Here is a 5,652-nt window from a genome sequence, read left to right as displayed (position 1 = left end):
CCTGCCGCGGGTGCGGCCACGGTGGCGGTCACGGTGGCGTCGGCTCAGGTCGGCGCGAGTGCGCCGCAGGCGCCGCTCGCCGCCGCGAAGGGCAAGAAGAAGGCCAAGAAGCCGAGCCCGGCGAAGTTCGCCAAGAAGGTGAACGCGGCCGCGAAGAAGAAGGTGCGCGCGGCGCGGGTCACCTCCGCCCTGCAGTGGTCGATCCCGGTGAAGTCCACGAAGAAGCGGGCCTGGTGGGTGTCCGTCAGCGTCGGCAAGGGCTACCGCCTGGGCAATAGCACCATCGGGAACAGCGCGAGTCAGGCGACGGTCACCGCCTACCGCAAGGCCGTGATGGCGACGTTGAAGCGGAACAAGCTGAAGCCGACCGGCACCGTGAAGTTCTCGAATCAGATCACCAAGTCCTACGCCGGTTCGCGTTACGTCTGCTCGGTCGGATACACGGTGCCGAGCCGGTACGGGGTGACGCCCTCGTCGTCGTTCTGGTGCACGACGCGGGCGAAGGCGAACGCCGCGGTGAAGCGGCTCGCACCGTTCGAGAAGGCGTACCGGTCAGGAGGCCGATCGACCAAGGGGATCGGCTTCAGCGGAGCCGCGAAGGTGAAGTCGAGCGCCTCCGCCGAGTACCGGGCGTACAAGAAGACCACGGTCGGGATCGGCCCCGTCGAGGGCGTGGGCGGCTTCTCCGGGTACTTCGGCAAGGCTCCGGGCAAGAGCTGGCGGTTCGTGCTCGGCGTTCAGGCGATCCAGAACTGCAGCGACTGGGAGGCGACCCAGCTCGGCCGCCGCGCCTGGGCCGGTTTGAGCTGCTGGCGCGGGGACTACTCGACCGGATACGAGGACAAGGTGCGGGCCTGGTAGCAGGTCGGGCAGCGTACCGGGCGCCGGTGCGCGAGGCACCGGACCCGGACCGGGACCGCATCGGATCGGATCGGCTGGTTCGGCTCGGATCGGCTCGGTGTGCGATGCAACGGCATGCGCCGCGGGCATCCGTCCAGAGTCGCGCAAACTGAGAGTTGAGTGAATGAGGCTCAACTTTCGCGCCGAGAACTTGACGCGATCCGGCACGCGAGTAAACTTGAGTGCAAATGGCTCAACTTGCGCGGGAGGCGCCGATCGAGCCGTAGAAATGCAGAGATCCGGGATCCGCCAGGCCCACGCGCCGGCGAAGCCCACCATCCGTACGACACCCAAGGAGAAACGTATATGTCACGTGCAGTAGGCATCGACCTCGGCACCACCAACTCGGTCGTCGCCGTCCTCGAGGGCGGCGAACCCACCGTCATCGCGAACGCCGAGGGCTTCCGCACCACGCCCTCGATCGTCGCCTTCACCAAGGACGGCGAGGTGCTCGTCGGCGAGACCGCCAAGCGCCAGGCCGTCACCAACGTCGACCGCACCATCGCCTCGGTCAAGCGCCACATGGGCACCGACTGGAAGAGCGATGAGATCGACGGCAAGCGCTACACCGCGCAGGAGATCAGCGCCCGCACGCTGATGAAGCTGAAGCGCGACGCCGAGACCTACCTGGGCGACAAGGTGACCGACGCCGTCATCACCGTGCCCGCCTACTTCAACGACGCCGAGCGCCAGGCCACCAAGGAGGCCGGCGAGATCGCGGGCCTCAACGTGCTCCGCATCATCAACGAGCCCACCGCGGCCGCCCTGGCCTACGGCCTCGACAAGGGCAAGGAGGACGAGCTGATCCTCGTCTTCGACCTCGGCGGCGGCACCTTCGACGTCTCGCTGCTCGAGGTGGGCAAGGACGACGACTTCTCCACCATCCAGGTCCGCGCGACCGCCGGCGACAACCGCCTCGGCGGCGACGACTGGGATCAGCGCATCGTCGACTGGCTCGCGCAGCAGTTCAAGGCCACCACCGGCGTCGACGTCTCGGGCGACAAGATCGCACTGCAGCGTCTGAAGGAGGCTGCGGAGCAGGCGAAGAAGGAGCTGTCGAGCTCGATGAGCACGCAGATCCAGCTGCCCTACCTCTCCCTCACCGAGAACGGGCCCGCGAACCTCGATGAGACGCTGACCCGCGCGAAGTTCGAGGAGCTGACGAAGGATCTGCTCGAGCGCACCCGCAAGCCGTTCACCGACGTGATCGCCGAGGCCGGCGTCAAGGTCTCCGACATCGCGCACGTCGTGCTCGTCGGCGGCTCGACCCGCATGCCCGCGGTCTCGGATCTGGTGAAGCAGCTCACCGGCGGCCAGGAGCCCAACAAGGGCGTCAACCCCGATGAGGTCGTCGCCGTCGGCGCCGCCCTGCAGGCCGGCGTGCTGAAGGGCGAGCGCAAGGACGTGCTGCTGATCGACGTCACCCCCCTGAGCCTCGGCATCGAGACCAAGGGCGGCATCATGACGAAGCTCATCGACCGCAACACCGCTATCCCGACGAAGCGCTCGGAGACCTTCACCACGGCCGAGGACAATCAGCCGTCGGTGGCGATCCAGGTGTTCCAGGGCGAGCGCGAGTTCACCCGCGACAACAAGAACCTCGGCACCTTCGAGCTGACCGGCATCGCTCCGGCGCCCCGCGGCATCCCCCAGATCGAGGTCACCTTCGATATCGACGCCAACGGCATCGTGCAGGTGGCGGCGAAGGACAAGGGCACCGGCAAGGAGCAGACGATCACGATCTCGGGCGGCTCGAGCCTCTCGAAGGAGGACATCGAGCGGATGGTGCGCGAGGCCGAGGAGCACGCGGCCGAGGACAAGCAGCGCCGCGAGGCCGCCGAGACCCGCAACAACGCCGAGCAGCTCGCCTACTCGGTCGAGAAGCTGATCTCGGAGAACGAGGACAAGCTGCCCGAGGACGTCAAGACCGAGGTCCAGGGCGACCTCGACGCGCTGAAGCAGGCGCTCGCCGGCGACGACGACGCGGCGGTGAAGACCGCCGCCGACAAGCTCGGCGAGAGCCAGCAGAAGCTCGGCCAGGCGATCTACGAGGCCGCGCAGCAGGAGGCCCCGGAGGCCGCCGGCGACGCCGCCGACTCGAACGACGAGGACGTGGTCGACGCCGAGGTCGTCGAGGACGATGAGGAGCAGAAGTAGCCATGACGAATGAGGAACGGCTGCCGGGCGATCCGCACGGCGACGATGTTCCCCAGGGCGCGGAAGGGTCGGAGGCTGCTGCCTCCGGCCCTCAGCCGCAGGAGGGGGACCTGACCGTCGAGGACATCATCGGCGCCGAGCAGTCGGCGGGCGTCGCTGACGCGGACGCGCCGGATGACGCGGCGGCGACGGACGATGAGGCGAATCCCCACCTCGACGACCTGCGCCGCATCACCGCCGAGTACGCCAACTACCGCAAGCGCACGGAGGCGAACGCCGTGCTCGAGAAGCAGCGCGCGACCGCCGCGGCGATCCTGCCCCTGCTCCCCGTGCTCGACGACCTCGACCGCGCCGAGCAGCACGGCGATCTCGAAGAGGGCAGCGCCTTCGCCACGATCGCCCAGAAGCTCCGCGGCACCGTCGAACGGATGGGCCTCGAGAGCTTCGGCGAGAAGGATGAGCCCTTCGACCCCCAGCAGCACGAGGCGATCGCCCAGGTTCCGGTGCCCGGCACCGAGCAGCCGACCGTGCTCGATGTGATCGAACGAGGCTACCGTATCGGAGACGTTGAACTGCGCCCCGCGAAGGTAGCGGTGGCGGTGGGGGCAGATGGCTAGTCAGGACTGGCTCGAGAAGGATTTCTACCAGATCCTCGGCGTCGCCAAGGATGTGAGCGATGCCGAGCTGAAGAAGGTCTATCGCAAGCTGGCGCGGAAGTACCACCCGGATTCGAACCCGGGCGATGCGGCTGCCGAGGCGAAGTTCAAGGAGATCAGCGAAGCCTTCGCCGTGCTCTCCGACAGCGAGCAGCGGGCCGAGTACGATCAGATCCGCGCCATGGGCGCCGGGTCGGCCCGCTTCACGGCCGGCGGGGCGGGCGGGCAGGGCTTCGAGGACATCTTCGGCGGCATGTTCGGCGGCCAGGGCGGGCGTACGCAGTACACGTTCCAGAACGGCGGCCAGGGCGGCTTCGAGGACATCTTCAGCATGTTCGGCGGCGGAGCGCAGCAGCGCGGGCCGCGACCGGGCCGCGATGTCACGGCCTCGACCACGCTCGACTTCGAGACGGCCGTGCGCGGCGACACCGTCACCCTGCAGGCGCCGAGCGGCACGGTCAAGGTGAAGATCCCCTCCGGCGTCAACGACGGCCAGAAGATCAAGGTGCGCGGCAAGGGCGAGCCGAGCCCCGACGGCGGCCCGGCCGGTGACATCATCCTCACCGTTCACGTGCGCAAGCACCCCGTGTTCGAGCGCGACGGCCACCACCTGCGGCTCACCCTGCCGGTGACGTTCTCCGAAGCCGCGCTCGGGGCCACGGTCGAGGTGCCGACCCTGGGCGGCGACCCGGTGAAGCTCCGGATCCACCCGGGGACGCCGAGCGGCCGGATCCTGCGGGTCAAGGGCCGCGGAGTCCACTCGGCCAAGGGCTCGGGCGACCTGCTGGCCGAGGTGCAGGTGGCGGTGCCGGCGCACCTGAGCGACGAGGCGAAGGAGGCCCTCGAGGCCTTCCGCCGCACGGAACCCGACGAGAACCCCCGCGCCGACCTGCTCGCGCGGGCGAAGGGGTAGGTATGGCCCCCGTCATTCTGCGTGCCGGGCGGCGTTCCTGCCCCGTCATCCTGCGCGAGCGCAGCGAGTCGCAGGATCCAGCTACGGAGTCGCGTATGGATCCTGCGACTTCGTTCGCTGCGCTCACTGCGCGCAGGATGACGGTGGGAGCGAGCGAACGCGGGATGACGGCGGGTATGGAGGAGCGACCATGACGCAGCAGATGGATCGGCACACCCCGATCTTCGCGATCGCCGCCGCCGCCGAACTGGCCGAGATGCACCCGCAGACCCTGCGCCAGTACGACCGGATCGGACTCGTATCGCCGCAGCGGACCAGCGGCAACACCCGCCGCTATTCGCTGCACGACGTCGAGCGACTGCGCGAGGTCGCCCGGCTCTCGGCGGAGGGGCTCAGCCTCGAGGGCATCCGCCGCGTGCTGCAGCTCGAGGACCGCGTCGCCGAGCTCCAGGACCGCGTGCGGGAGCTCGAGCGCGCGCTCTCGAACGAGGTGCTGAGCCGGCCCGAGCGGCGCGTCTTCGCCGCCGGCACCGCCGGAGAGGTGATCTCGATGCGCCGTGGCGCGCGCGTGCGCCGCAGCGCCGAGGTCGTCGTGTGGCGGCCCGGGACGGATCAGCGCTAGAACGCTCCGGGCTCTGCGGGAACGGCAGTGCTGAAACGGCAGTGCTGAAACGGCACCGATCTGCAGGATTGCACAGGCGAATGCGGGTGGCCCTGTGCAATCCTGCAGATCGGTGCATCCCTGCAGCGGACTGCTCTGCGAGAATAGGGCGATGACCGGGATCGACGAGGTGTTCGCCGCCCTGTCGCGCGAACCGGATCTCGACTCGGCCGAGCTGCAGGCGCACGACGCCACCGATCGGCTGCTGCTCGAACTCGCCGCGGCGAGTTCCGATCCCGACCCGGCATCGCTCGGCGCCGGTACCCTGAGCATCATCGGCGACCGCCACGGGGCGCTCACCCTCGGGGCCGCGGCCGCGCTGGGTGCCCGCGGGATCCGCGTCTTCCAGGATCCGCTCCTCGCCG

The 5,652-nt window shown here is 69.1% G+C and carries 5 protein-coding genes and 1 pseudogene; all 6 read left to right on the top strand.

Translation table 11 applies throughout. The features are described 5' to 3' along the window. On the top strand, nucleotides 1-861 hold an 861-nt coding region (locus ACFPZL_RS09190; protein WP_382335180.1), incomplete at its 5' end, for a hypothetical protein. Between the two features lie 345 nt (nucleotides 862-1,206). After that, nucleotides 1,207-3,057 carry a molecular chaperone DnaK gene (gene dnaK, locus ACFPZL_RS09185; RefSeq protein WP_218114580.1) on the top strand — a complete coding sequence of 617 codons (1,851 nt, stop codon included), beginning with the start codon at nucleotides 1,207-1,209 and terminating at the stop codon, nucleotides 3,055-3,057. Between the two features lie 2 nt (nucleotides 3,058-3,059). Continuing rightward, the gene (locus tag ACFPZL_RS09180) at nucleotides 3,060-3,674 is read left to right on the top strand and encodes a nucleotide exchange factor GrpE (RefSeq protein WP_218114581.1); all 615 of its coding nucleotides are present in this window, start codon (nucleotides 3,060-3,062) and stop codon (nucleotides 3,672-3,674) included. After that, nucleotides 3,667-4,626, top strand: a complete 960-nt coding sequence (locus tag ACFPZL_RS09175) for a DnaJ C-terminal domain-containing protein (protein WP_218114582.1) — start codon at nucleotides 3,667-3,669, stop codon at nucleotides 4,624-4,626. Before ACFPZL_RS09180 ends, ACFPZL_RS09175 begins: the two co-directional genes overlap by 8 nt. Before the next feature lie 190 nt (nucleotides 4,627-4,816). Next, complete coding sequence (locus tag ACFPZL_RS09170) at nucleotides 4,817-5,248, top strand: heat shock protein transcriptional repressor HspR (protein WP_382335176.1); 432 nt, start codon at nucleotides 4,817-4,819, stop codon at nucleotides 5,246-5,248. A 151-nt stretch (nucleotides 5,249-5,399) separates the two neighbouring features. Further along, nucleotides 5,400-5,652 (top strand): annotated as a pseudogene (locus ACFPZL_RS09165) (class I SAM-dependent methyltransferase); the annotation flags it as partial.

Origin of the sequence: Leucobacter soli (genome assembly GCF_042659205.1) — a bacterium.
Taxonomy (GTDB): Bacteria; Actinomycetota; Actinomycetes; order Actinomycetales; family Microbacteriaceae; genus Leucobacter; species Leucobacter soli.
The sequence above is the reverse complement of the archived record's forward strand: the minus strand, read 5'-3'. Positions and strand labels throughout refer to the sequence as shown.

Coding starts and splice junctions, on each gene's coding strand:
- dnaK (WP_218114580.1), top strand. CDS start 1,207: ATGTCACGTGCAGTAGGCATCGACCTCGGCACCACCAACTCGGTCGTC.
- ACFPZL_RS09180 (WP_218114581.1), top strand. CDS start 3,060: ATGACGAATGAGGAACGGCTGCCGGGCGATCCGCACGGCGACGATGTT.
- ACFPZL_RS09170 (WP_382335176.1), top strand. CDS start 4,817: ATGACGCAGCAGATGGATCGGCACACCCCGATCTTCGCGATCGCCGCC.
- ACFPZL_RS09175 (WP_218114582.1), top strand. CDS start 3,667: ATGGCTAGTCAGGACTGGCTCGAGAAGGATTTCTACCAGATCCTCGGC.